This window comes from Variovorax sp. KK3, from assembly GCF_001984055.1.
Taxonomy (GTDB): Bacteria; Pseudomonadota; Gammaproteobacteria; order Burkholderiales; family Burkholderiaceae_C; genus Variovorax.
Genome location: NZ_LYVO01000025.1, coordinates 1 through 20627, shown reverse-complemented (window position 1 = coordinate 20627; position 20627 = coordinate 1). Strand labels below are relative to the sequence as shown.

The following is a 20627-nucleotide window of genomic DNA, read 5'->3' as shown; positions in this document are numbered from 1 at the left end:
GCACCCACGACATTCATGGAAACCCAGGAGACCTCCCGATGAAGCCCGCCCGCCTTCTTGCCGCTGCAGCGATGCTCGTGGCCGCCGCGACCTCGTTCGCGCAGGGCCCCGACGCGTACCCCTCGAAGCCCGTGACGATCGTGGTGCCCTTCTCCGCGGGCGGCGCGACCGACCTGTCTGCACGCATGATCGCGGCGCTTCTGTCGAAGCAGCTGGGCCAGCCCTTCGTGGTGGAGAACCGCGCCGGCGCCGGCGGCATGATCGGCATGGGCGCGGTGGCCCGCGCGCAGCCCGACGGTTATACGCTGGGCTGGGGCGGAAACAGCCCGATGAGCGTCACGCCCCACATTACGAAGAGCCCTCCTTACGATCCGCGCAAGGCCTTCGCGTCCGTCAGCCTCGCAGCGATCTCGTCATGGACATTGACCTCGAAGGCCGATCTGCCCGCCAAGGACTTCGGCGAGCTGATGAAGCTGGCCAAGGCCTCGCCGGGCAAGATCAGCATCGCGTCGTCCGGCAACGGCAGCGCGCCGCACCTGCTGGCCGAGTTGCTCAAGCAGTCGGCCGGCATCGACCTGCTGCACGTGCCCTACAAGGGTGAGATCGACGGCGTCAACGCGCAGCTCGGCGGCCAGGTCGACGTGATGTTCACCTCCACGTCGGCCGCCACGCCGCTGGTGAAGGCGGGCAAGCTCAAGGCCTATGCCGTGACCACCCCCAAGCGCGAACCGGCGCTGCCCCAATACCCGACCGTGGCCGAGGTGGGCCAGCCCGACCTGACGACCGAGATCTTCTTCGGCCTCGTCGCACCGGCCGGTACGCCCAAACCCGTGGTGGACAAGCTCGCCGCCGCGATGAAGACCGCCGTGGCCGATGCCAACTATCGGGAGAGCATGGAGAAGGCCGGCGTCACCGCCACCAGCAGCACGCCGGAAGACTTCGCCGCGCTGCTCAAGCGCCACAACGACCGCTGGGTGGCCGTGATCCAACGCAACAACATCACCTCCGAATGACCACCCCTGCCGCGATCGCCGCCGACATGGAGCTCAACGCCGTCACCGCCGACACCTACGCGCTCGCCGAGCTGACCTTTCCGAAGGTGCTCGCGCGCTTCGCCGAGCGAACGCCCGACAAGGTGTTCCTGACCGAGACGGCCACCGGCCGCCGCTTCACCTACGGCGAACTCGACGCCTGGACCGATCGCGTCGCACACGCGCTGCACGGCATCGGCGTCGCGCGGGGCGGCCATACCGGCCTGCTGATGGGCAACTCGCCCGAGCACCTGGCCGTGTTCCTGGCCATCGCGAAGATCGGCGCGGTGTCGGTGCCGGTCAACACCGCCGCGCGCGGCGAGCTGTTGCGCTACTACCTGGGCCAGTCCGATTGCGAGACGGTGGTGGTCGATGCGTCGCTCGCATCGCGCCTGCAGGACGTATTGGCGGAGCTGCCGCTGCTCAAGCGCGTGATCGTGGTTCGCACCGGTGACGACGGCGAAGGCACGGTCGATCCGGTCGGCACGATCGCGGTCGCCGACTTTCATGCGCTGGTGGAGCGTGCGCCCGAGGCGCCCTTCGTGCCGCCCGTCGCGCCGCGCTTCTGCGACCTCGTGCTGATCGCCTACACGTCCGGCACCACGGGCCCGTCGAAGGGCAGCATGCTGTCGCAAGCGGCTGCGCTCACCTACGGCACCAGCGCGGCCGAGGCGCAGGGCTACCGCGCATCGGACATCTTCTACGTCTGCCTGCCGCTCTTCCACAACAATGCGCTGCTGGCCGCCACGGGCGCGGCGCTGGTGTGCGGCGCCTCGGTCGTGATGTCGCGGCGCTTCTCGGTGTCGAAGTTCTGGGGCGAGATCCGGGAGTCGAAGGCCACCATCACCAACTTTCTCGGCGCGATGTCGAGCTTTCTGTGGAGCCAGCCGCCTTCGCCCGCCGACGCAGACAACTGCCTGCGTCTCGTGAGCATGGCGCCCACGCCCAAGTACGCGGCCGAGTTCGAGAAGCGCTTCGGCCTGTGCGCGATGAACAACTACGGCCTGTCGGACTACGGCATGGTCACGTCCTTCACGCAGTGGGACGCGCGCAGCAAGCTCGGCTCCATCGGCCGGCCGCGGCGCGGCGTGCAGGTCCGCATCGTCGACGACGACGATCTCGAGCTGCCGCCCGGCGAGGTCGGCGAGATGGTGCTGCGCTTCGACGAGCCCTGGCGCGGCACCATGGGCTACTACAAGATGCCCGAAGCCACGCTGAACTCGCGCCGCAACCTGTGGTTCCACACCGGCGACCGCGGCATGAGCGATGCCGACGGCTACCTGTACTTCGTCGACCGCAAGAAGGACTGCATCCGCCGGCGCGGCGAGAACATCTCGGCCTTCGAGGTCGAGCAGATCATCGCCACGCATCCGGGCGTGGCCGACGCGGCCGTGTTCCCGGTGGCGACGGCTGCCAACGACGAGGAAGTGGCCGCGGTGGTCGTGGCCAAGCCGGGATCGGGACTCGACGCGCTGCAACTCGTCGAGCATTGCCAGCGCAACATGGCCTACTTCATGGTGCCGCGCTACATCCAGTTCCGCGATGCGATGCCCACCACGATGAGCCAGAAGGTCGAGAAATTCAAGCTGCGCCAGGAACTCGAGGCCGGCCTTTCGCAGGCCTGGGACCGGGAGGCGGCGGGGGTGGTGCTGGCGCGCTAGGCGCATTGCCCGGGGCTTCGGCCTTCACCATGTAGGCGCGGTGCAGCTTGGTCAGCGCCGCGCTCATCTCGGCTACCGCCTTCTCGGTGTCCCGCGCGCGCAGGTGCTTGAGCAGCCGCTTGCGCGAGGGATGCGTGTAGTGGTTCTGCTCGTCGGTCGGGCCGATGGCCTTCACGAACTGGCGGGTGATCTCCATGATCCCCTCCGTCGTCGCGATCAGCACGGGGTTGTGCGTGCTGCACGCCAGCATCACGTGAAAGGCCTGGTGGTGCCGCGTGCGCTCCTCGAAGTCGCCGGCCTGTCGGGCACGTTCGGCGGCTGCCACGTTGGCTTCCAAGGCATCGATCTCCTCGTCGGTGATGCGCGCGCAAGCCACACGGATGACGGCCGCGCTGACGGCGATGCGTGCCTCCGTCAGATGTTGCGGCGTGATCGCGCCCAGGAAGTAGAGGTCGCGCATGCCGGCGACCACCGCGTTGGAACTGCCCGGGAGCACGAAGGCGCCGCCGGTCGCGCCGAGGCGCAGCTCGATCAGACCGCTCAGCTCCAGCGCGCGCAGCGCCTCGCGCATGGTGTTGCGGCTCACGCCGAAGCGTTTGGCCAGTTCGCGCTCGGGCGGCAGCTTGTCGCCGGGGCGCAGCTTGCCTTCGGAGATCAGCCGGCGCAACTGGTTGGCCACTTCCTGGAAGATGCGCTGCGGGTTGATGGGGACGACGTCGAAGCCGTCGGGGTCGAGGGAGCTGGGCATGCGCGGGATCGTAGCGCCGGTGAGGCGTTGATTGACCTAATGGTTGGACCAATGATATTCTGAGTTCATGCAGAACACCATCCTCGCGGACTTCTCGCGGTCCGCCAACCCGGCCGCATGACGCGACCTCTTCAAGGCCAGGTGGCGATCGTCACCGGCGCGGCACGCGGGCTCGGACGCGGCTATGCGCTCAGGCTCGCGACGCTCGGCGCCGACGTGGTGGTCGCCGATGTCGACCTGTCATCGGCACGCGAGTTTGGAGAGGTGCTCACGGCAGAGGGCGTGCCCGAAGAGATCCGCGCCCTGGGCTGCCGCGGCCTCGGCGTGCAGGCCGACCTGCGCCGCCGCGAAGGCGCGCGCGCCGTCGTCGAGCGGACGCTGGCTGAGTTCGGCCGCATCGACATCCTGGTCAACAACGCCGGCGGCGCCTTCACGCCGATGGAGCGCAGCACGGCCTCGCGCATGCCCGACGAAGACACCGACGCGATGCTCGACGTGAACTACCGCAGCGCCTTGTTCTGCAGCCAGGAAGTGGTGCCGGCGATGCGGGCCCGAGGTTCAGGCGTGATCGTGAACGTCGCGACGCTGGCGGCGCTGGACCCGTCGCGTGCCATGGGGCGGCTCGCGCCGTACGCCGTCGCCAAGGGAGCGGTGCTCACGCTGACGCGCTATCTCGCCGCCGAGCTGGGGCCCGATGGCATTCGCGTCAACTGCATCGCGCCGGGTTCGATGCTGACCGAGCGCATCCGCAAGCAGGCGGCCGAGCGCGGCATGCAGAACGAGAAGGAACTCAAGCGCATTCCGTTGCGGCGCTTCGGGGAGGTCGACGATTGTGCGAACGTGCTGGAGTTTCTGGTGACGCCGCTCTCGGGCTATGTGACGGGGCAGTGCATCTCGGTGTGCGGGGGGCAGGTGCTGACGCCTTCGTGAGCTGCTCAGGTCATGAACACGCCGCCGTTGACGTCCAGGCAGGCGCCCGTGATGTACGAAGCATCGTCGCTCGCCAGGAAGAGCACGGCCGCGGCCACCTCGTCGGTGTTTCCGAGGCGCCCCACGGGAATGGCCTTCGCCGCGGCCGCGATGACTTCCGGTGCCGACAACGACGACAGCGCCGTCTCGATGCGCCCCGGCGCCACGCAGTTGACGGTGATGCCGTCCGGCGCGCAGGTGCCCGCCAGGTGCCGCGTGAGTCCGATCAGGCCGGCCTTCGATGCCGCATAGTCCACGCCCGCCGGTGCGACATAAGTTCGCCCCGCGCGCGAGGCGATGTTGACGATGCGGCCGAAGCCGCGCTGCCGCATGCCGGGGATCAACTCGCGCGACAGCAGGAAGGGCGCACTGAGGTTGACGCGCAGCACGCGGTCCCAGTCGGCCGTCGTCACATCCGTGGGCGGGGTGGGCAGGCCGTTGCGCTTGCTGGAGATGCCGGCGCAGTTGACCAGGATGTCGCAGCCGCCGAACAGCGCCTTGGCGCGCTCGACGATGCGCAGCAATTGCGCCTCATCGCCTACGTCGACGCGCTCCGCATGCACAGGCGCGTGGGGCGTGGACAAGCGCTCCGCAACGGCATGAACGCTCTCGCTGAGGTCGGCCAGCAGCACCCGATGCCCCAGCCCCGCGAAACCGCGCGCGATGGCCAGGCCGATGCCGGCGGCGCCGCCGGTGACGAGAACGGATCTCTGCGTAGGCATGGCGGCGCGGCTCCTTCGTGAATCGGTTGAAACCAGAGCGCGCGAGTATAGGCGCTGTGCTAGCATTGGTCCAACCATTTAAAAATTGGACGTTTTGAGCATGGACACCCGAACACTGCGCGGCCGCGTGGCGATCGTCGGCATCGGCGAGACGAGCTACTACCGCCACGGCCAGTCGCCCGATGCCGAATTCAAGCTGGCGCTCAAGGCCATCCTCTCCGCCTGCCACGATGCCGGCATGGACCCGCGCCGCATCGACGGCTTCGCTTCGTACAGCAACGACCGCAACGATCCCTCCCGCCTCGCCGCCGCGCTGGGCCTGGAGCAGCTGCGCTCCACCACGATGCAGTGGGGCGGAGGCGGCGGCGGCAACTGCGCGGCCATTGCCAACGGCGCGGCGGCCGTGGCCGCGGGCCTGTCGGATTGCGTCGTGGCCTTTCGTGCGCTGGCGCAGGGGCAGTTCGGCCGCTTCGGCCAGGCGCCCACCGCGCCCACCATCTCGGGCGACATGGCCTGGCAGGCGCCCTACGGCGTGCTTTCGCCGGGCCAGAAGTTCGCGATGAAGGCGCGTCGCTTCATGCACGACCATGGCGTGAAGCAGGAGGCGCTGCGCGCCATCGCCATGGCCTCGTATGCCCACGCGCAGCGCAACCCGCGCGCGGTGATGCACGGCAAGCCGCTCACCGAGGCCCAGTACGACGACTCGCGCTGGATCGTCGAGCCCTTCCACCTGTTCGACTGCTGCATGGAGAACGACGGCGCCGCCGCGGTGATCATGGTGCCGGCCGAGCGCGCCAAGGACTTCCCGAACCGGCCCGTGTACGTGCTCGGCGCTGCCACCGGCTCGGACGAGCGCGTGGCCGCGGTGCCGCACAACACACCCAACTACGCGAGCTCCAGCTTCGCCACCGTCGCGCCCAATCTCTACAGGATGGCGGGCGTGACGCCCAAGGACGTGGGTGTGGTGCAGAGCTACGAGAACTTCACCGGCGGCGTGCTGATGGCGCTGGCGGAGCACGGGCTCTTCCATCCCGACGAGGCCAATGAATTCCTGCAACTCGACAACCTGCTGGCGCCCCACGGCAAGCTGCCGCTCAACACCAGCGGCGGCAATCTGGCCGAGTGCTACATGCACGGCTTCGAGCTGGTGCTGGAGGCGGTGCGCCAGGTGCGCGGCACCTCCACCGCGCAGGCGCCGCGCAACGACGTGGCGCTGGTCATCGGCGGGCCGATGGTCACGCCCGTGAGCAACCTGATGCTGGGATCGGAGGCGGTACTGTGAGCACGCAAACCTATCTGCCGCCCGGCTTGCCGATCCCGGTGCCCGAGGGCGACGGCCTGTCGAAGCCCTACTGGACCGGCCTGCGCGAGAACCGCTTGCAGGTGCAGCGCTGCGGCGGCTGCGGCACCTGGCAGTTCGGCCCGGAATGGCTCTGCCACCGCTGCCATCGATTCGATCCGGAGTGGGTCGAGGTGGCGCCGCGCGGCCGCATCTACAGCTGGGAGCGGGTATGGCATCCGGTGCATGCCTGCCTGAAAGGGCACGGACCGTACCTCGTGGTGCTCGTCGAGTTGCCGGCTGCCGGCGGCGTGCGCATGCTGGGCAACCTGCTCGGCGATCCGATGCAGGACGTGGCGATCGGTGCCGAAGTGGAAGGCGTGTTCGAGCACCACGCGGAGGCCGAGCCACCCTTCACGCTGATGCAGTGGCGCTGCGTGGGTTCCTGACGCCGGGCCGCGCGGACGGCCTGCCGCTCGGGCTGATCGTCGCCCTCGGCATCGCGCACGCGGCCTTCGCCGGTGAGCGCTTCACGATCACGCTGCATGCCGTGGCGCTGCACGCGTCGCCGCTGGCCATCGGCACGCTGCTGGGCCTGGTGATGATCGTGCCGATGCTGGCGGCGGTGCGCATCGGCCGCTGGTCCGACCGTCTGGGGTACCAGCCCTTCGCCATCGGCGGCTTCCTGTTGCTCTTGGCCAGCGGCCTGGTGGTCGCCGCCTGGCCCGCGATGCCATCGCTCTATGCGGCGAGCGTGCTGAGCGGCACGGGCTACATGTCGGCGCACGTGGCCGTCAACCTCGCCATCGGCCGCGCAAGTGCGCCCGGGCGCCGCACCGACGCATTCTCGGCCATGGCCATCGCGTTCTCGCTGTCGGGCCTCGCCGGGCCGATGCTGGCCGGCGTGACGATCGATGGTGCCGGGCATCGCTGGGCCTACCTGGCGCTCAGTGTGTTCGCGCTGGCGAGCATCTTCCTGCTGCGCCGCGCGGCAGTGCGCTATCCGGTGGCGCCCTCGGGCAACGGTGCGCAGGCGAGGCCGCGCGTCGCCGACCTGTTGGCGCACGGGCCGCTGCGTGCGGTGTTCCTGGTCAGCGGCCTGTTGTCGATGGGCTGGGATCTTTTCACCTTCCTCGCGCCGCTGCAGGGTGTGCGCGCCGGGTTGAGCGCCACCCGCACGGGCCTGGTGATGGGCGCCTTCAGCGTCGGCACCTTCGCGATTCGTCTGCTGCTGCCGCGCATTTCGCGCGGCGCGGGCGAGTGGGCCACGATGGGCGGCGCGCTGCTCGTCACGGCGCTGGGCTACCTGGCCTTTCCGCTGCTGCACGACTTCGGGCCGCTGATGCTGGCGGCCTTCCTGCTGGGCATGAGCCTGGGCTGCGGCCAGCCGGTGTCGATGGCGCTGGTGCACAGCCACTCGCCCGAAGACCGCGCCGGCGAGGCGGTGGGCGTGCGCTCCACCATCACCAGTGCGAGCCAGACCTTCCTGCCGATGCTGTTCGGCGCGCTGGGCTCGGCCGTCGGCATGGCGGCCGTGTTCTGGGCGGTGTCGGCGTTGCTGGCGGCGGGCGGCGCCTTCGCCATGCGACGGCGCTGAAGCCGTCGCCTTCGCTATCCCGTGGCGCTGACGCGCCTGCGCAGCAAGGCGGCGAACACCGCGCCCGCCAGGGCGAGGGCGGCGGCGGGCAGCAGGAGCAGGGCCGCATAGGCATGCAGGTCGACCGTGCCGCCGAAAGCCACCACGCCGAGCGCCTGGCCCGCGAAAAGGCAGAAGGAGAAGAGCGAGACGGCGCTGCCGCGCGCCTGCGGCGCCATCTGCGTGGCGTGCGTCTGCAGGGTGTTGTGGTACAGGTAGGTGCCGAAGCCGAGCAGCACCGCCAGGGGCGCGGCCGCGGCCCAGTGCGGCAGCAGCCACAGGCCGGCCAGCGCCGCAGCCATCAGCAGGCCGCCCGCAGCGGCCATGCGCATTTCGCCGAAGGCGGCGACCACGCGCGGAGCGCAGACGGCGTAGACCAGCCCGCCGACGGCGTAGAGCGCCGACACGGCCGAGGCGGCCGCGAGGCTCAGGCCTTCGCGCACGTGCAGGTAGGTCGGCAGGTAGCTCAGCGCACCCAGCAGGAAGACACCTTCGACGAACACGGCGACCAGCACGACGCGAGACCAGGGTTGCGCGAGAACGGTGCCCAGGCCGCCGCCGCTTGCAGGCAGCGGCAACGCCGTCGTTCGCGCGGCGTCCCGCCACAGCAGCGCGCCCACCACGCAGTAGCCCACGCTGAGCACCGCGAACGCGCCGCGCCAGCCGAGCGCCGTCTCGGCGAACAGGCCACCGAGCAACTGGCCCACCACCATGCCCGACAGCGTGCCGAGCAGCAGGCGCGCCAGCGTGGCCTGCCGCACCTCGTAGGCGACGGCATCGCCGATCCAGGCCATGGCGAGCGGCACCACGCCGGCGGCCGCCATGCCCCACAGCGCGCGCCATGCAAGCAGCGTGTCGAAAGAACCGGAAAGCGCCGCGGCGGCCGAGCCCAGGCCGCAGCCGGCCAGGGCGCAGATCATCAGCCGCTGCTTGCCGAAGCGGTCCGCGAGCGGTCCGGACAGCAGCTGCATCAGGCCGTAGGCCACGGCGAACACGACGATGAGGCGGGCTGCGTCGCCCGCGCTGCGGTTGAATTCGAACGCGAAGCGCGGCAGCAGCGAATCGCACACCCGCAAGGCCGCGGCGCTGAAGAAGGCGGCCGACGCCAGCAGGCGGACCGGCGCTCCGCCCGCGGCGTTCATCGCCAGCGGTCGATCACGTCGGCCGCCGGCGTGGGCAGCTTCGGCGCCGGCCCCTGGATGCGCGACGGCGTGTGCGAGAAGCGCGGCGCCGGCGCAGGCTGGCGCACGCCGTCCACCTCGACGAAGGTGCCCCGCGCCTGGTTGTGCGGATGTGCATGCGCCCGAGACAACGGCAGCACGGGCGCGAAGCACACGTCGGTGCCCTCGAGCACGGCGATCCATTCCTTCTGCGTCTTCTGCTCGAAGATGCGCGCGAACTCGTCGTGCAGCCGCGGCCACTGCGCGCGGTCGTTCTGCGCGCGGTGCAGGTCGGGCGGCACGCCCACGCGCTCGCAGAACTCGGCGAAGAACTGCGGCTCGATCGCGCCCAGCGTGACGTGCTCGCCGTCCGCCGTCTCGTACACGCGGTAGTAGGGGGCGCCGCCATCCAGCATGTTGCTGCCGCGCTCCTCGCCGAACACGCCGCGCATCTGCTGGCTCACGAAGTTGGTCATCAGCGACGCGGCGCCGTCGCTCATCGCTGCATCGACCACCTGGCCGCGGCCCGACAGGCCCGCCTCGCGCAGCGCCGCCAGCACGCCGACGATCAGGTAGAGGCTGCCGCCGCCGTAGTCGCCGACCAGGTTGAGCGGCGGCAACGGCGCGCCGTCCTTCGGGCCGATGGCGTGGAGCGCGCCGCTGATGGCGATGTAGTTGAGGTCGTGGCCCGCGGCCTGTGCGAGCGGGCCTTCCTGGCCCCAGCCCGTCATGCGGCCATAGACGATGCGCGGGTTGCGCGCGAGCACGGCATCGGGGCCGAAGCCCAGGCGCTCCATCACGCCGGGGCGGTAGCCCTCGATCAGCACGTCGGCCTTCTCGAGCAACTGGAAGACCTGCTCTCGTGCGGCGGCATCCTTCAGGTCGGCCAGCACCACGCTGCGGCCGCGGCCCGTGATGTTGTGCGGCTCGCCCAGCTTCTTGCCCGGGCGGTCGATGGTGACGACGTCGGCGCCCATGTCGGACAGCAGCATGCAGGCGAAGGGGCCGGGGCCGATGCCGGCGAACTCGATGACGCGCAGGCCGCGGAGCGGGCCGGTGGGGCCGGTGGCGCCGGTTGAGGATCGGGAATTCATCTTGGTTTCCAGAAAGAAGTCAGGCCGGAACAAGCGGCGAGGCCTCGCGAGCCGGCTGGCCCGCGCGCACGCTTGAAGTGTAATGGTCAGTCCATTACAAGTCTATGCGGTTTGGATGTCCGACCGTTCGAGCCCTGGGCTATGCTCCCGCAACACCACATGTCCACCGATCCAATGTCCACCACGCCCGCTTTGTCGTTCCAGGAGGTCAAGACGCGCCGCGTCTTCGAGGAAATCTGCGAGCAGATCCGCAAGCGCCTCGCTTCCGGCGTGCTGAAGCCGGGCGACAAACTGCCGGCCGAGCGCGACCTGGCCGTGGAGTTCAAAGTGAGCCGGCCCGCGGTGCGCGAGGCGCTGCGCACGCTCGAGATATCGGGCGTGGTCTCGCTGCAGAAGGGCGTGAAGGGCGGCGCCTTCATCCGTGACGGCAACCCGGCCATGCTCACCCAGTCGCTGCAGGACCTGATGATCCTGGGTCGCGTGACGCTGGCCGGCCTGGCCGAGGCGCGGCACCTCATCAACGGCGCGGTGATCGAACTGGCCTGCGAGCGTGCGACGGAGGAAGACTTCGCCGCCATCGAGCGCAACATGGAGGAGATCGACACCGCCGCAGACCTGGTGCGGCGCGCCGATGCTGGCGTGCGCTTCTTCGGCCTGATCGCCCGCGCCACGCGCAACGAGGTGCTGGCGATGCTGGTCGATTCGCTGTCGGACATCATCCGCTATGTGATCGACACCTCCGGGCGCAAGGCCCGGCCCGAACTGGTGCCCGTGCGCCGCCGCATCCTGAAGGCCTTGCGTGCACGCGACGCCAAGGCGGCGGTCAAGAGCATGGACGAGTACCTGACGATCGTGCAGGAAGGCATGGACGCCGTGCCGGCAGCAGCCACGCCCGCACCGGCGCGCAAGTCCGTGCGCTGATCCGCCCGCTGGTCCACCCACCCCTGATCCGCCTCGCCCGCGTCATGCGGTGACCCCTCCGCACTGCGCGGGGGTTGACAGCTATCGCTTGCCGTTTAGAATGGTCAAACCATTCAAATGCAGCCGAGCAAGCGGTTCAACCTTCCAAACACTCCCCACCCGAGGACCCCTGTCATGAGCGAGATCGTCGTCAACGAAGCCAACCAATGGCGCCTGAACACACCCGGCTCGGCCGGCTGGGAGAAGTCGCCGCAGCCCCATGCCGACAACAAGTACCTGATGATTTCGGCCGACACCCACGCCAACGAGCCGGGCAACCTGTGGGCCGAGCGCATCGACGCCAAATATCGAGACCGCCTGCCGAAGGTGTGGATCGACGAGAAGGGCGTGCAGTGGCGCAAGATGGAAGCGTCGGAGCAGCCCGACCGCCTTATCCTGGCCAAGCTCGAAGGCGAAGACCTGGCCCGCTCCAAGGCCGGCGCCACCGCATCCGAGCGCGGCCCGAGCGTCGAGCAGCGCCTGCATGACCTGGAGATCGACGGCATCGACGGCGAAATCATCTTCCCGGGCAAGGGCCTGGGCATGTGGTACACGTTCGACCCCGATTTCGCCCACGCGCAGATCGAGGTCTACAACACCTGGGCCTGGGAGAACTTCGGCCCGCACGTGGAGCGCCTGTCGCCTGCCGCGGCGCTGGCCACCGGCAACATCGAAGCCACGCTCAAGGAAATCGACCGCTGCCTGAAGCTGGGCTTTCGGCATTTCACGCTGCCGTGCAAGCCGCTCTTCGGGCCGCCCAAGACCAACGAGCTCAACTACAACAAGGTGGAGTTCGACCCGATGTGGGCGCGCTTCGTCGAGGCCGGCGTGCCCTGCACCTTCCACGTCTCCACCGGCAAGGACCCGCGCACCACGCGCGGCAACGGCGGCGCGGTGGTCAACTACGTGGTGCATTCGCTGTCGCCCACGCTCGAGCCGTTGGTGAACATCTGCGCGGCCGGTGTGGCCGAGCGCTTCCCCGAGCTGCGCTTCGGCAGCGTCGAGGCCGGTATCGGCTGGGTGCCATGGATGCTCGATGCGATGGATGAGGCTTACCTCAAGCATCACTTCTGGGTGCGCCCGAAGCTCAAGATGCTGCCGTCGGACTACTTCAAGGCGCGCGGCTTCGCGACCTTCGGCGAAGACCGTGCCGGCCTGGGCCTGATGGAAGAACACGGCTTGCAGGACTGCTTCATGTGGGCCAACGACTATCCGCACCACGAAGGCACCTGGCCGCACTCGGCCCAGGCCATCGAGCGTCAGATGGGCCACCTGAGCGAGGTGTCGCGCCGCAAGGTGCTGGGCGAGAACGCGGCGCGCGTGTTCGGCTTCAAGGAAGTCGCGTCGAAATACGGCTACCAGTTCTGAGCGCTTAGATCTTGAGCCCGCACGTTGGCATCGACGCCGCCGACGTGGTGGTGGTCGGCGGTGGCGCCTCCGGGCTCGCCGCGGCGATCGAGGCCGCCGCCGCGGGCGCCAGCGTGCTGGTGCTCGAAAAGAACACAGCGCCGGGCGGCAGCAGCCGCCTGTCCGTCGGCTCCATCAACGCCGCCGGCTCGCGCCTGCAGCAGCGCGCCGGCATCGTCGACACGCCCGACGAGCACTTCGAGGACATGGATCATTTCATGGGCGCCTTCGCCTCGAAGGACAACCTCGCACTGCGCCGTGTGCTCGTGGACAACGCGGCCGACACGCTGCATTGGCTCATGTCGCTGGGCCTGAGCTTCTACGGGCCCACGGCCGATCCGCCACACCGCCACCCACGCATGCACAACGTGCTGCCGAACTCGCGGGCCTATCCCTACTACCTGTCGAAGGAGGCGAAGCGGCGTGGCGTGCGCCTGGTGTGCGGCGCCGAGGTGCTCGAACTGCTGCGTGCCGACGACGGCGGCGTGCGCGGCGTGGCGGCGCGCGTCGACGGCCGGCGCGTCGAGATCGTCGCGCGGCGCGGCGTGGTGCTCTGCGCGGGGGACTACAGCAACGGCACGGAGATGAAGTCGCGCTTCCGGCCCGAGCTGGCGGCGATCCGGGGCGTCAACCCGACGGCCACCGGCGACGGCCATCGGATGGCAGAGGCGATCGGCGCACGCATCGTCAACGGCGAGGTGGTTTACGGCCCCGGCCTGCGCTTCGGCGCGCCGGACAGGCCCAGCCTGGTGCAGCGGCTGCCGCCTTCGTGGGCGCTGGGCAAGCTGATGTCGTTGGCGCTCGCGACGCTGCCGGCGGCACTCTTCAGGCCTTTCGTGATGTCCTTCATGACCGCATCGCTGGGGCCAGAAGCGGCCCTGCTGAAGAGTGGCGCGGTGCTGGTCAATCGGGACGGCCGTCGCTTCGTGGACGAGCAGCAGCCGCCGGGCCTGGCCATCGCCGCGCAGCCGGGCGGGCAGGCCTGGCTGGTGTTCGACGATGCGGTGGCGCGGCGCTTCTCGGCGCCGCCGCACGCTGTCTCGACCGCGCCGGGCGTGGCCTTCGCCTACCTGCCTGACTATCGGCGGCATCGCAAGGACTTGTACGGAACGGGTGAGACGGCGGAGGCTTTGGCCCACGCCGTGGGGCTGCCCGCCGAAGCGCTGGAAGACGCATTGAAAGATCGCGCATGGCGCTCGCCGCTGCATGCGCTCGGCCCGCTGGAGGCCCGCATCGTCATCACCGACGGCGGTCTGGCGGTGAACGTTTCGCACCAGGTGCTGCGGGCCGACGACAGCGTGATCCCGAGGCTTTATGCGGCCGGGGCCGTGGGGCAGGGCGGGGCGCTGTTGGCCGGCAACGGCCATCACATCTGCTGGGCGGTGACGTCGGGGCGGCGGGCCGGGCGGCTGGCGGCGAACGGCGCCGCTGCGTAATGCGCATTCGGCGCATTCGGCGCGTTCGGGCAGCGCCCTATTGCTTGCGCGAGTTCCAGAGCTCCATGTAGTTCGCCTGCAGGCGCTCCAGGAACTTGCTCATCTCGGCCACCGCCGCATCGGCATCGCGTGCGCGCAGGTGCTTGAGCAGCCGGCGGCGCGAGGGCAGGGTGTAGGCGTTGACGCTCGGGCCGATGGCCTTGACGAACTCGCGCATCACTTCCATCACGCCTTCCATCGTGATCTGGACGATTGGGTTGTGGGTGGCAGCGGCCAGCAGGTTGTGGAATTCGCGGTGCAGGTCGGCGCGTTCCTGGAAGTTGCCTGCCTTGTCCGCCTTGGTGGCGGCCGCGACGTTGGCCTCGAGCGCGGCCAGCTCTTCCTCGGTGATGCGCTCGCAGACCACGCGCACGACCATCTCGCTGAGCCAGACGCGGGCCTCTGTGAGGTGCCCGGGCGTGATGGCGCCCAAGTGGTAGAGGTCGCGCAGGCCGTTGACCACCACGCCCGAGCTGCCAGGCAGCACGAAGGCGCCGCCGGCGGCGCCCTTGCGCAGTTCGATCATGCCGCTCAGCTCGAGCGCGCGAAGCGCTTCTCGCAATGTGTTGCGGCTGACCTTGAATTTGGCGGAGAGGTCTCGCTCGGCGGGGAGCCGGTCGCCCGGCTTGAGGCGGCCGGTGGCCACGAGTTCGCGGATCTGCGCCGCGATTTCCTCGAAGGCGCGCGAGGGCGCGATGGGCTCGAACCCCAGGGCGGATTCGGAGGCTTCTTTCGGGCGGAAGTCGGCGTGGATCATGGCGCGGATTCTAGGACCATGACTTCGCCACCCGAGCCGCCGTCAAACCGAGAACGGCGCGGCGGCGAGCAGTTCGTTCGCGATCTTCACCACGATCGCGCCGTCCTTGTCGTATTCGGCCAAGGCCTTCTGCCAATCGGGATCGGCACGGAAGGCGCCCCACGCGCGGTCGCGCTGCTCGTGCGAGTCCCATTGCAGGATGTACTTGAGCTGCGTGTTGTCGGTGCCCACCGCCACGGTGAAGACGGGCGTGATGCGGCGGATGCCGTGTTTCTCGAAGAGCGGCACGGTGACGGTCTCGAAGCGCTTGAGCACCGAGGGCAGCTTGCCCGGGGCGGCAGTGTAGGTGCGGAATTCGTAGAACATGAAGATCTCCTGGGCGGGGTTCAAAGGGGGCGCGAGGCGAGCATGGGCCCGTCTTCGTACTGCAGCACGACCAGTTCGACCGGCATGCCGCACTCGAAGGCCTTGTCCTCGCGCTCGACCAGGCGGGTGGCGATGCGCAGGCCGATGTCCAGATCGACCACGCAGACCGCATAGGGCGCCTCGTCGACGAAGACCTTGGGTGCCGCGTGGATGCGGGTCCACGAATACAGCGTGCCGCGTGGGCCCAGTTCCTTCCATGCCATCTGCTGCGACCAGCAGTGCGGGCACACGGGCTTGGGCGGAAAAGTGAATTTGCCGCAGGCTTCGCAGCAGGTGCTCTGCCAGCGGCCGTCGCGCAGGCCTTCCCAGAAGGTCTGCGTGAAGGCCGACACGCGCGGCGGGTAGGCGCGCGGGCGCGCGACGAGGATCATCTCGAGGGTCATCGTTGGGCCTCCATCACATGGACGAGCGCGGCGTTGTAGTTGCCGAGTTCACCGGTCGTCATGCCCAGGCGCGCATCCGCGACCTGGCGCTCGCCCGCGCGCCCGCGCAACTGGTCGGCCATCTCGCAGTAGTTGTAGAGCGAGGTGACGTAGGCGGGGTGGCCGCGCGAAGTCAGTCCGCCCGAGGTCGAGATCGGGATGTCTCCGCCGAGCTTGGTGCGGCCCTCGGCCGCAGCCGGGGCGCCTTCACCACGGCCGAAGAAGCCGACCGCCTCGCTCACCAGCACTTCGACGACGGTGCAGGGCGCGTAGAACTCGGCCACGTCGATGTCCTTGGCCGCGATGCCGGCCTGCGCATACGCGGTGGCCGAGGCCTGCTTTGCGGCGATCAGCTCGGTCATGTCGTTGGGCACTTCGTTGATCTGATGCGAGCCGTCGTGGCAGAAGCCGCGGCCGCGCACCAGCGCATAGGGGCGGCCGAGCGACTTGGCCACCTCTTCGGAGGCCAGCACCAGGCAGGCGGCGCCGTCGCTGCGGCCCGGCACGTCGTAGAGGCCGAGCGGCTCGACGATCGGTCGCTGGTCCAGCACTTCCTGCAGCGTCATCGGCTTGCGGTACTGCGCCAGCGGATTCATCGAGGCGTGCCAGCGGTTCTTGACCGCCACCGCGCCGAAGTGCTCGCGCGAGGCGCCGTACTCGTGCATGTAGCGCATGGCGTCCATGGCGTACCAGCTGATCGGGATGAAGCCGCTGGAGGCATGGAAGTCCACGTCGCCGGTGGTGCGCATGCTGCTCATCGCATGTTCCGACGCCGGCGTGGCCGCCTCCATGTTGATGCCGAGCGCGAGCGCGACGTTGGTGCGGCCGAGCAGGATCTCGTCGCAGGCCCGGTCGAAGCAGACCGCGGCGGTCATGCCGTTGCCCATCACTTCGAGCACGCTGCCGGTGCACTGCAGCCGCAGGTGGCTCACGAGGAAGGTGGAGAAGTACTTCTGCAGCGTGTAGGGCCGGGGCAGCGTCAGCACCAGGCTGCCGATGTCCTTCTTCTCGACGCCGGCGTCCGCGACCGCTTCGACCACCAGCCTGGTCATGATCTCCTGCTCCAGCACCTGAAGCGGCTCTTCAGCCTTGGTCTGGTGGCGTCCGACCGGAATCGCGCTGGTGCCGATGATGGCAACTCGACGAGTCATGGGTGGGGTTCCCTTGGTTTGCTTGGTTGAAATGGCAGACCAGTATATCTATAATGGTCAAACCATTCAACGTTTGGAGTGCCTGTGACGACCCCGACCCTTCCGCCGACCGAGCAGTCCGCAGCGCCGCCCCTCGACTTCGACCTGCGCGCGTTTCGCAACGCGCTCGGCAGCTTTCCGACCGGCGTGGCCATCATCACCACCACCGGCGCAGACGGAAAGCCGGTGGGCCTGACCTGCAATTCGTTCAGCTCGGTGTCTCTGGAGCCACCGCTGGTTTCGTGGGGCCTGCGCGTGGCCAGCAAGAGCCTGGATGTCTTCCGGCAGGCCGGCGCCTTCGCCATCAACATCCTGGCCGAGGACCAGAAGGAGCTGTCGGCGCGATTCGCCAGCGGCGCGATCGCCGACAAGTTCGAAGGCGTGGCGTGGACGCCAGGCCACCGTGGCCTGCCGGTGATCGCGAACAGCGTGGCCACCTTCGAATGCGACAAGTTCGCCGAGCACCTGGCGGGCGACCACGTGCTCTTTCTGGGCCAGGTGGCGCGCTTCGACCACGGAAGGCAAGAGGCCTCGCTGGTGTTCTACAAGGGCGCCTACATGATGCTCACGCAGTCGCTGCGCGAACTGGCGGCCAGCGGCCAGCTCGACTCGGCGCACCTGGACCAGGCCCGCCGCCTCATCAATTGCATGCTGCTGCGCCTGGCCTGCCAGAACGGCTCTCCGGAAGACTTCGATGCGATCGAACGCAACATCGGCGAGATCGAGAACTACGCCGACGCGGCGCAGCGCGCCGAGGCCAGCATCGAGTTCTTCCGCCTCGTCACCAGGGCGGCGCACAACGACGTGATGGTGGTGGTGGCCGAGACGCTGACCACGCTGCTGCGCCACGTGCTGCAGACCGACGCCACGCTGCGCGCCCGGCCCGAGCTGGTGCCGGTGCGCAGGAAGATCCTCACGCACATGCGCGAGCGAGACCCCGATGCGGCCGAAGCCGAGATGAGCCACTATTTCGACGAGCTGCGCCGCGGGGCGGCAGCATCGGTCGACGCATCGCAGGAGGTGCACGCATGACCAGGACAACCGACCTTCCGACCATCGAATGCGACGTGCTGGTCGTCGGCTCCGGCGCCGGCGGCTTGTCGACGGCCATTACCGCGCGAAAGAGCGGGCTCGACGTGGTCGTCGTCGAAAAGGAGCCGGTGTTCGGCGGCACCACGGCCTTCTCGGGCGGGGTGCTGTGGATTCCGCTGTCGCCGCATGCGAAGAAGGCAGGCCATGCGGACACGCGCGACGAGGTCATCCGCTACATGAAGGCCGAGACCGGGCGCTGGTACGACGGCCCTGCCGTGGAGGCCTTCGTCGACAAGGGCCCGGAGATGGTGGACTTCTTCGAGCGCGAGACCGAGGTGCGCTTCATTCCCACGCTCTATCCCGACTACCACCCCGACGCGCCGGGCGGCGTGGACATCGGCCGGTCGATCCTGGCCGCGCCCTACGACATCCGCGGGCTGGGGCCGGACATGGCGCGCCTGCGCCGGCCGCTGGCGACCATCACCTTCATCGGGATGATGTTCAACTCGTCGAACGCGGACCTGAAGCATTTCTTCCGGTTCACCAGGTCCTTCGACTCGTTCAAGTACGTGGTGAAGCGGCTGATCAATCACGTGAAGGAGCTGGTGCTCTACCGCCGCGGCATCAACGTGACCAGCGGCAACGCGCTGGCGGCGCGGCTGGCGAAGACGGCGCTGGACCTGAAGATTCCGATTCGCACGAACACGCCGGCGCAGGAACTCATCGTCGACCACGGCCGCGTGGTCGGTGCCGTGGCGAAGGGGCCCGAGGGCCTGCAGCGCATCGTGGCGCGCAAGGGCGTGGTGCTGGCGGGCGGCGGCTTCTCGCACGACCGCGAGCGCATCGCGAAGGCCTATCCGCACGTGCGCGCGGGCGGCGAACATTTCTCGCCGGTGCCGAAGGGCAACACGGGCGACGGCGCGCGCATGGCCGAGAAGGTGGGCGGGAGCGTCGAGATCCGCTTCAGCTCGCCGGCGGCCTGGATGCCAACCTCGAAGGTGCCGCTGGGCAAGGGCGAGTTCGGCGCCTTCCCGCACCTGCTGGACCGCTACAAGCCCGGCATCATCGGCGTGCTGAAGAACGGCACGCGCTTCACCAACGAATCGAATTCGTACCACGACGTGGGTGCGGCGATGGTCGCGGCAGGGCAGGGCAAGGACACCGGCATGTGGCTGGTGTGCGACCAGGCCACGATCAGCAAATACGGCCTGGGCTACGCCAAGCCGGCGCCGATGCCGCTGGGCCCCTTCGTGCGCAACGGCTACCTGGCCAAGGGCGCGACGCTGCGCGAGCTGGCGCAGAACGCCGGCATCGACCCGGCCGGGCTGGAGCAGGCGGTGCGCGAGTACAACGAAGGCGCGGCGCAGGGCGAAGACCGCCAGTTCGGCCGCGGCCGCACCTCGTTCAACCGGTACCTGGCCGACCCGGACCACAAGCCGAACCCCTGCGTGGCGCCGATCGGCAACGGCCCCTACTACGCGCTGCGCATCGTGATGGGCGACCTGGGCACCTTCGACGGCATCGGCACCGACGTGGTGGGCCGTGTGCTCGACGCGCAGCGTCAGCCCATCGAAGGGCTGTACGCTGTGGGCAACGACCGCGCCAGCGTGATGGGCGGCAACTACCCGGGCGCCGGCATCACGCTGGGCCCGATCATGACCTTCGGCTACATCACCGGCCGCCATCTGGCCGGGCTGGAGCCGTCGCTTTCTTCCACCGCTGTTCCCACCCTTTCCACGAGGCAAGCCGATGCCGTTCCCGCCTAAGGCCCTGGTCGATCACCGCATCTACACCATCCGGCTGCGCAAGATGCCGGAGTTTCTGGACGTGTTCAATCGCTTGGCGATGCCGATCCTGATGGAGACGCTGGGCACGCCGCTGGGCTTCTACGTGAGCCACGTCGGGCCGCTGAACCAGTTCGTGCATCTGTGGGGCTACGACGACCTGGTCGACTACGAACGGCGCTGCAAGGCACGCGACTCGCACCCGGACTTCGCGGCATACATGAGTGCATCGGAGCATCTGATCACGGCGCAGGAGACGCGGCTGATCAAATCGGTCGCCATGCCGGGTTGGAAGACCTGAGCACCGCGCTTGGCGAATGCGAGGCCGGCGACCACAATGCCGGACCTGTCCACGGAGACACCGCATGACCCAAGACACGCTCGCCACCTGGCACGAACTGGTACGCACCCGCAACGCGCGCGGGCTCGACGCGTTGCTGTCGGACCAGGTCGTCTTTCATTCGCCGGTGGTGCATACGCCGCAGCGTGGGAAGGCGGTGACGACGCAGTACCTGTCCGCTGCGTTCGCGGTCTTCTTCAATCCCTCGTTCCGCTATGTGCGCGAGGTCGTTGGGGCGCGTGACGCGGTGCTGGAGTTTCAGGTCGAGATCGAGGGCATCGTCGTCAACGGGGTCGACATGATTCAGTGGGACGAGACGGGGCACGTCGTCGATTTCAAGGTGATGATCCGGCCGTTGAAAGCGATCAACCTGATTCATCAGAAGATGGCTGCGATGTTGCAGGCCAATCAGTAGGCTGCGTTTTTTTGCTTCTGGTTTTTGGGTGTGCGCGCTGCAAAGGCGGCTGCGGGTGTGCCGGCGTCGCTTCACTGTGGCGGCCTCCGCTTCGCTACGGCTTCCCTGCGGTGCTCGCG

Annotated in this window: 21 protein-coding genes; 13 read left to right on the top strand and 8 right to left on the bottom strand. The window is 68.8% G+C overall.

Features of this window, described 5'->3' with window-relative positions; genetic code table 11:
* Positions 1–38: 38 nt before the first annotated feature.
* Entirely contained in the window at positions 39–1013 is a 975-nt protein-coding gene (locus B0W80_RS14180) for a tripartite tricarboxylate transporter substrate binding protein (RefSeq protein WP_076999796.1), read from the top strand.
* Positions 1010–2692, top strand: a complete 1683-nt coding sequence (locus B0W80_RS14175; RefSeq protein ID WP_076999795.1) for an AMP-binding protein — start codon at positions 1010–1012, stop codon at positions 2690–2692. The genes B0W80_RS14180 and B0W80_RS14175 overlap by 4 nt, the downstream gene beginning before the upstream one ends.
* Here the strand turns inward: B0W80_RS14175 and B0W80_RS14170 are convergent.
* Entirely contained in the window at positions 2613–3440 is an 828-nt protein-coding gene (locus B0W80_RS14170; protein WP_076999794.1) for a FadR/GntR family transcriptional regulator, read from the bottom strand. The genes B0W80_RS14175 and B0W80_RS14170 overlap by 80 nt on opposite strands.
* A gap of 117 nt (positions 3441–3557) precedes the next feature.
* On the opposite strand from B0W80_RS14170, the gene B0W80_RS14165 reads away from it, so the two are divergent.
* Entirely contained in the window at positions 3558–4370 is an 813-nt protein-coding gene (locus tag B0W80_RS14165; protein ID WP_076999793.1) for an SDR family NAD(P)-dependent oxidoreductase, read from the top strand.
* A 5-nt stretch (positions 4371–4375) separates the two neighbouring features.
* On the opposite strand, the gene B0W80_RS14160 is transcribed toward B0W80_RS14165, so the two are convergent.
* Positions 4376–5131 carry an SDR family NAD(P)-dependent oxidoreductase gene (locus B0W80_RS14160; RefSeq protein WP_076999792.1) on the bottom strand — a complete coding sequence of 252 codons (756 nt, stop codon included), beginning with the start codon at positions 5129–5131 and terminating at the stop codon, positions 4376–4378.
* 100 nt (positions 5132–5231) lie between these two features.
* Here B0W80_RS14160 and B0W80_RS14155 point away from each other — a divergent pair, with 100 nt between their 5' ends.
* From B0W80_RS14155 to B0W80_RS14145, 3 genes are read left to right on the top strand one after another with little or no spacing between them, the layout of a single operon-like run.
* Positions 5232–6413 (top strand): acetyl-CoA acetyltransferase, encoded by a 1182-nt coding sequence (locus tag B0W80_RS14155; RefSeq protein ID WP_076999791.1) that lies wholly within the window; start codon positions 5232–5234, stop codon positions 6411–6413.
* Positions 6410–6859 carry a Zn-ribbon domain-containing OB-fold protein gene (locus tag B0W80_RS14150; RefSeq protein ID WP_083745387.1) on the top strand — a complete coding sequence of 150 codons (450 nt, stop codon included), beginning with the start codon at positions 6410–6412 and terminating at the stop codon, positions 6857–6859. Before B0W80_RS14155 ends, B0W80_RS14150 begins: the two co-directional genes overlap by 4 nt.
* On the top strand, positions 6838–8007 hold the full coding sequence (locus tag B0W80_RS14145; RefSeq protein ID WP_076999790.1) for an MFS transporter: 1170 nt from the start codon (positions 6838–6840) through the stop codon (positions 8005–8007). The genes B0W80_RS14150 and B0W80_RS14145 overlap by 22 nt, the downstream gene beginning before the upstream one ends.
* A gap of 14 nt (positions 8008–8021) precedes the next feature.
* On the opposite strand, the gene B0W80_RS14140 is transcribed toward B0W80_RS14145, so the two are convergent.
* Complete coding sequence (locus B0W80_RS14140) at positions 8022–9188, bottom strand: MFS transporter (RefSeq protein ID WP_076999789.1); 1167 nt, start codon at positions 9186–9188, stop codon at positions 8022–8024.
* On the bottom strand, positions 9185–10300 hold the full coding sequence (locus B0W80_RS14135) for a CaiB/BaiF CoA-transferase family protein (protein ID WP_076999788.1): 1116 nt from the start codon (positions 10298–10300) through the stop codon (positions 9185–9187). Before B0W80_RS14135 ends, B0W80_RS14140 begins: the two co-directional genes overlap by 4 nt.
* A gap of 159 nt (positions 10301–10459) precedes the next feature.
* On the opposite strand from B0W80_RS14135, the gene B0W80_RS14130 reads away from it, so the two are divergent.
* The 3 genes from B0W80_RS14130 (at position 10460) to B0W80_RS14120 (ending at position 14103) form a co-directional block, all read left to right on the top strand.
* Positions 10460–11221, top strand: coding sequence for a FadR/GntR family transcriptional regulator (locus B0W80_RS14130; protein WP_179106917.1), 762 nt, complete (start codon positions 10460–10462; stop codon positions 11219–11221).
* A gap of 174 nt (positions 11222–11395) precedes the next feature.
* Positions 11396–12628, top strand: a complete 1233-nt coding sequence (locus tag B0W80_RS14125; protein ID WP_076999786.1) for an amidohydrolase family protein — start codon at positions 11396–11398, stop codon at positions 12626–12628.
* A gap of 11 nt (positions 12629–12639) precedes the next feature.
* A complete protein-coding gene (locus B0W80_RS14120; protein WP_306171860.1) occupies positions 12640–14103 on the top strand; it encodes an FAD-dependent oxidoreductase in 1464 nt (487 codons plus the stop codon).
* Positions 14104–14140: 37 nt separating this feature from the next.
* Here the strand turns inward: B0W80_RS14120 and B0W80_RS14115 are convergent, their stop codons facing one another.
* From B0W80_RS14115 to B0W80_RS14100, 4 genes are read right to left on the bottom strand one after another with little or no spacing between them, the layout of a single operon-like run.
* The gene (locus B0W80_RS14115; protein ID WP_076999785.1) at positions 14141–14899 is read right to left on the bottom strand and encodes a FadR/GntR family transcriptional regulator; all 759 of its coding nucleotides are present in this window, start codon (positions 14897–14899) and stop codon (positions 14141–14143) included.
* A 42-nt stretch (positions 14900–14941) separates the two neighbouring features.
* Entirely contained in the window at positions 14942–15265 is a 324-nt protein-coding gene (locus tag B0W80_RS14110) for an NIPSNAP family protein (protein ID WP_076999784.1), read from the bottom strand.
* A gap of 20 nt (positions 15266–15285) precedes the next feature.
* Complete coding sequence (locus B0W80_RS14105) at positions 15286–15708, bottom strand: Zn-ribbon domain-containing OB-fold protein (RefSeq protein WP_076999783.1); 423 nt, start codon at positions 15706–15708, stop codon at positions 15286–15288.
* Positions 15705–16898, bottom strand: a complete 1194-nt coding sequence (locus B0W80_RS14100) for a thiolase family protein (protein WP_076999782.1) — start codon at positions 16896–16898, stop codon at positions 15705–15707. Before B0W80_RS14100 ends, B0W80_RS14105 begins: the two co-directional genes overlap by 4 nt.
* An 84-nt stretch (positions 16899–16982) precedes the next feature.
* Between B0W80_RS14100 and B0W80_RS14095 the strand changes: the two genes are divergently transcribed.
* The 4 genes from B0W80_RS14095 to B0W80_RS14080 all read left to right on the top strand — a co-directional run bounded on the left by B0W80_RS14095 (position 16983) and on the right by B0W80_RS14080 (position 20508).
* A complete protein-coding gene (locus B0W80_RS14095) occupies positions 16983–17969 on the top strand; it encodes a flavin reductase (protein ID WP_083745386.1) in 987 nt (328 codons plus the stop codon).
* The gene (locus tag B0W80_RS14090; RefSeq protein ID WP_076999781.1) at positions 17966–19735 is read left to right on the top strand and encodes an FAD-dependent oxidoreductase; all 1770 of its coding nucleotides are present in this window, start codon (positions 17966–17968) and stop codon (positions 19733–19735) included. The genes B0W80_RS14095 and B0W80_RS14090 overlap by 4 nt, the downstream gene beginning before the upstream one ends.
* Complete coding sequence (locus B0W80_RS14085) at positions 19719–20054, top strand: NIPSNAP family protein (protein ID WP_076999780.1); 336 nt, start codon at positions 19719–19721, stop codon at positions 20052–20054. The genes B0W80_RS14090 and B0W80_RS14085 overlap by 17 nt, the downstream gene beginning before the upstream one ends.
* 64 nt (positions 20055–20118) lie before the next feature.
* On the top strand, positions 20119–20508 hold the full coding sequence (locus B0W80_RS14080) for a nuclear transport factor 2 family protein (RefSeq protein ID WP_076999779.1): 390 nt from the start codon (positions 20119–20121) through the stop codon (positions 20506–20508).
* The last annotated feature ends 119 nt before the right edge of the window (positions 20509–20627 follow it).

Bases quoted from the DNA above. Each gene is read 5' to 3' on its own strand.
- B0W80_RS14115 (WP_076999785.1), bottom strand. From the start codon at position 14,899: ATGATCCACGCCGACTTCCGCCCGAAAGAAGCCTCCGAATCCGCCCTG.
- B0W80_RS14175 (WP_076999795.1), top strand. From the start codon at position 1,010: ATGACCACCCCTGCCGCGATCGCCGCCGACATGGAGCTCAACGCCGTC.
- B0W80_RS14105 (WP_076999783.1), bottom strand. From the start codon at position 15,708: ATGACCCTCGAGATGATCCTCGTCGCGCGCCCGCGCGCCTACCCGCCG.
- B0W80_RS14160 (WP_076999792.1), bottom strand. From the start codon at position 5,131: ATGCCTACGCAGAGATCCGTTCTCGTCACCGGCGGCGCCGCCGGCATC.
- B0W80_RS14085 (WP_076999780.1), top strand. From the start codon at position 19,719: ATGCCGTTCCCGCCTAAGGCCCTGGTCGATCACCGCATCTACACCATC.
- B0W80_RS14140 (WP_076999789.1), bottom strand. From the start codon at position 9,188: ATGAACGCCGCGGGCGGAGCGCCGGTCCGCCTGCTGGCGTCGGCCGCC.
- B0W80_RS14130 (WP_179106917.1), top strand. From the start codon at position 10,460: ATGTCCACCGATCCAATGTCCACCACGCCCGCTTTGTCGTTCCAGGAG.
- B0W80_RS14100 (WP_076999782.1), bottom strand. From the start codon at position 16,898: ATGACTCGTCGAGTTGCCATCATCGGCACCAGCGCGATTCCGGTCGGA.
- B0W80_RS14170 (WP_076999794.1), bottom strand. From the start codon at position 3,440: ATGCCCAGCTCCCTCGACCCCGACGGCTTCGACGTCGTCCCCATCAAC.
- B0W80_RS14090 (WP_076999781.1), top strand. From the start codon at position 17,966: ATGACCAGGACAACCGACCTTCCGACCATCGAATGCGACGTGCTGGTC.
- B0W80_RS14110 (WP_076999784.1), bottom strand. From the start codon at position 15,265: ATGTTCTACGAATTCCGCACCTACACTGCCGCCCCGGGCAAGCTGCCC.
- B0W80_RS14135 (WP_076999788.1), bottom strand. From the start codon at position 10,300: ATGAATTCCCGATCCTCAACCGGCGCCACCGGCCCCACCGGCCCGCTC.
- B0W80_RS14165 (WP_076999793.1), top strand. From the start codon at position 3,558: ATGACGCGACCTCTTCAAGGCCAGGTGGCGATCGTCACCGGCGCGGCA.
- B0W80_RS14155 (WP_076999791.1), top strand. From the start codon at position 5,232: ATGGACACCCGAACACTGCGCGGCCGCGTGGCGATCGTCGGCATCGGC.
- B0W80_RS14080 (WP_076999779.1), top strand. From the start codon at position 20,119: ATGACCCAAGACACGCTCGCCACCTGGCACGAACTGGTACGCACCCGC.
- B0W80_RS14125 (WP_076999786.1), top strand. From the start codon at position 11,396: ATGAGCGAGATCGTCGTCAACGAAGCCAACCAATGGCGCCTGAACACA.
- B0W80_RS14180 (WP_076999796.1), top strand. From the start codon at position 39: ATGAAGCCCGCCCGCCTTCTTGCCGCTGCAGCGATGCTCGTGGCCGCC.